Source organism: Microcoleus sp. OTE_8_concoct_300, assembly GCF_031383065.1.
Taxonomy (GTDB): domain Bacteria; phylum Cyanobacteriota; class Cyanobacteriia; order Cyanobacteriales; family Microcoleaceae; genus Microcoleus.
Map to the genome: position 1 here is coordinate 1 of NZ_JANMZH010000576.1, position 2712 is coordinate 2712.

The 2712-nt window shown below is 46.2% G+C and carries 3 protein-coding genes; 1 reads left to right on the forward strand and 2 read right to left on the reverse strand.

Going from position 1 to position 2712, the window contains the following annotated elements; genetic code table 11:
* The first annotated feature begins 48 nt into the window (after positions 1 to 48).
* Positions 49 to 252 carry a hypothetical protein gene (locus ACUVJL_RS26325; RefSeq protein WP_445248535.1) on the forward strand — a complete coding sequence of 68 codons (204 nt, stop codon included), beginning with the start codon at positions 49 to 51 and terminating at the stop codon, positions 250 to 252.
* On the opposite strand, the gene ACUVJL_RS26330 is transcribed toward ACUVJL_RS26325, so the two are convergent.
* Together ACUVJL_RS26330 and ACUVJL_RS26335 are read right to left on the reverse strand one after the other, a co-directional pair.
* Entirely contained in the window at positions 253 to 945 is a 693-nt protein-coding gene (locus ACUVJL_RS26330) for an Npun_F0296 family exosortase-dependent surface protein (protein WP_445248536.1), read from the reverse strand. It lies immediately after the preceding gene.
* Positions 946 to 1266: 321 nt separating this feature from the next.
* Positions 1267 to 2268 carry a zinc-dependent alcohol dehydrogenase family protein gene (locus ACUVJL_RS26335; RefSeq protein ID WP_445248537.1) on the reverse strand — a complete coding sequence of 334 codons (1002 nt, stop codon included), beginning with the start codon at positions 2266 to 2268 and terminating at the stop codon, positions 1267 to 1269.
* Positions 2269 to 2712 lie beyond the last annotated feature (444 nt).

Below are 2712 nucleotides of genomic sequence, written 5' to 3' on the forward strand. Positions count from 1 at the left end.
TGACCGCAATGTACTAAGGATCGCGAATTAAATAACTTACAATTTTAATTGTTATTGTGGGATGGGCGTCCCGCCCGTCCTTTTTGGACGGGCGGGACGCCCATCCCACAAACTTGTGGAAGTTATTTAATTCTCATTCCTTACCTAAAAAATGCTGTAAATGCGAGTCCAGCCTCGGTAACAACACTTTTACGAAATTGTCAAGATAAATTAAGATGTGCTTATCTTGCGATCGCCACCCTCTCTAATTAATCACCTGTCGCTGCGATCGACAACTTTCCGTTGCTGTTGGCGTTTCATCAGCACCCCTCCTACAACACTAGCGAATGCAGTTAACGACGTAACGGGTTCGGGAACAGACTCCGAGGCACCAACTTTGTATGCATGGTTGTCACTCTCGAATGCAATCGAGCTATCGCTTAAAACTACTTTGTTAAAAAACTCTCCCGGTTGGGCGAAGAAATTAGCGTAAACACCACCATTGGTGATGACGCTGCTGTCAATAGCATTACCACTAAACGATTGAACGAGTGTATTACCGTTGAAGAAACCAATGGTGTTATTTGCGCTAGGTGTTCCCCAATACAATCCAAAGTAATCAAGTGGATTAGCAAAGGCGATAGTAACTGGACTGGTTCCTCTTGCATCGCCCAATACGGAAACTGCCAGGTATCTCGAGTTGTCATCAAGCGAAATAATAGAGCTAACAGTGTTGCCTGAAACAACCGCAGGACCAGGACCAGGAGCAGAGTAAATAGCCAAACCGCTGGTTGGCGCACCCGACTCGAAATCGATTGTCGTTACCCCAGGCACGTTGGAGAATTGCCCTTGTCCGGCAACAGGTGTGCCCCCAAATGTCAGCGTAATAGCGTCGGCTGGATCGGAAATCACAGTAAAAACTGCTGCTCCAATGATTAAGACTGACAATTTGTTTATAGAAGTCATGAGATTAATTGCTCCCAAAATGTGAATGTTGACCGTAGACAATCTCAACGAATTGTTACCCCATCTTACTTACCTGGAGATACCTGCCACTGATTTAGTTAGACACAGATGTATTAGCATCGCGTAGGGTAGAGTGCAATGAATAAATCCTGCTGAACCTTGCCAAGCTCAACTTTTGATGTCGTCTAAAATAACACAAATTTAGTAGCTTTGATTTTTTTGTAAAGAAAATTAATATAAGCACCGAGGAAGATTATGGGTGAGCACTCTGGCGTTATTGAGGGTGAAGGTTTGTTGTCCATTCGATTTTAGATTTGCGATTCAAGCAATTAGCAAAACTATTTTACCGGTTACTGAGCCTGTTTCTAACAGTTCGTGAGCGGCTTGAGCTTGTTCGAGAGGGAAAGTTTGGCTGACGTGAATTTTGAGCAAATTGCGATCGCACAAACGAGCACACTGCTGCAAAATATGAGCCTGCTGTTCCTGTTCCTCCACCAAACTTTGCAGCATCGGTGTTAACATTAATTCCAGACTAATTCGCAGATTGCGCGTTCTCGCTGTTTTTAAATTGCCCAAAGCCGGATCGGGTTCCAAAATAGTTACCAAGTCTCCATAAATCTTCACAGCCGGAATAGTTTGGTAAAAAGTTTCTCCCCCGACTGTATCGAAAGCCAAGTCAACTCCTTGTCCCTGAGTCCAAGTCAAAACTTCATCGACAACATCAGTATTTTTGTATAAAATAACTGCATCTGCACCTAACTGCTTGACAAAATTGGCTTTTTCCTGAGAACTAACAGTAGTGCAAACCTCAGCACCCTGCAACTTCGCCAACTGTACCGCGACGTGGCCGACACCGCCGGCACCAGCTTGAATCAGGACTGTTTGCCCGGCTTGCAAGCGCCCTCGATCGTACAGCGATTCCCATGCTGTAATTAAAACTAACGGTGCCGCCGCCGCTTCAGCAAAACTTAAAACAGCAGGCTTGATGGCTAGAAAGCGTTGGTCTACAACGGCAAACTCAGCATAAGTACCCATCGGCCCGCCCAAACCGCCATTGCAGAAAAAAACCTCGTCTCCCACTTGGAAACTTTGCACACCAGCACCGACAGCCTCTACGACACCAGCAGCGTCGCACCCCAAAACGTGAGGAGTTTTCTCGGGGTAAAAAGTGCCGCGCGATCGCAACTTAGTATCTATCGGATTGATACCCGCCGCTCGCAACCGCACCAAAACTTCTGTTTCTGTTTGTATAGTAGGGGCCGGGATATCTTGCAGTTTCAATACGGACGGGCTTCCGGGGGTTTCAAAAACGATTGCTTTCATCAGGGGTGTTAATTCTCTTATCGCCTTCACGGAGATCCTACCTTGTATTCGTTACCCATCCGTGACGATATTTAGTGATTTTTAACTTACTCGCCGGAAGTCCCGCCCTGTAGCCGATAGGGCGCGAGTCGGGATGAAAGCAGGGCTGTTGACGGCACTCCTGTGACAAATGCCGAAGGCGAGGGAAGGGGAGGCGGAGGAAACAGCCAATTATCTATGTGGCACAACAGCTTGCAATAAATAATATTTATGATTAACTGAGAGAGTCAGTAACGAGCGGGCTAAAGCCACTGAGCTTGCAACAGAAATCAAGCAAGCTGTATTGACCAGCCTAAGTCTTCACTGACTACGTTATTGGGGTCATAACACCGGAAAATGCGACGCTAGTTTTGGGCTCTGTTGTTTACAGTTAAACAGTCTTAAAGTCACTCTCGACAGTGCTGT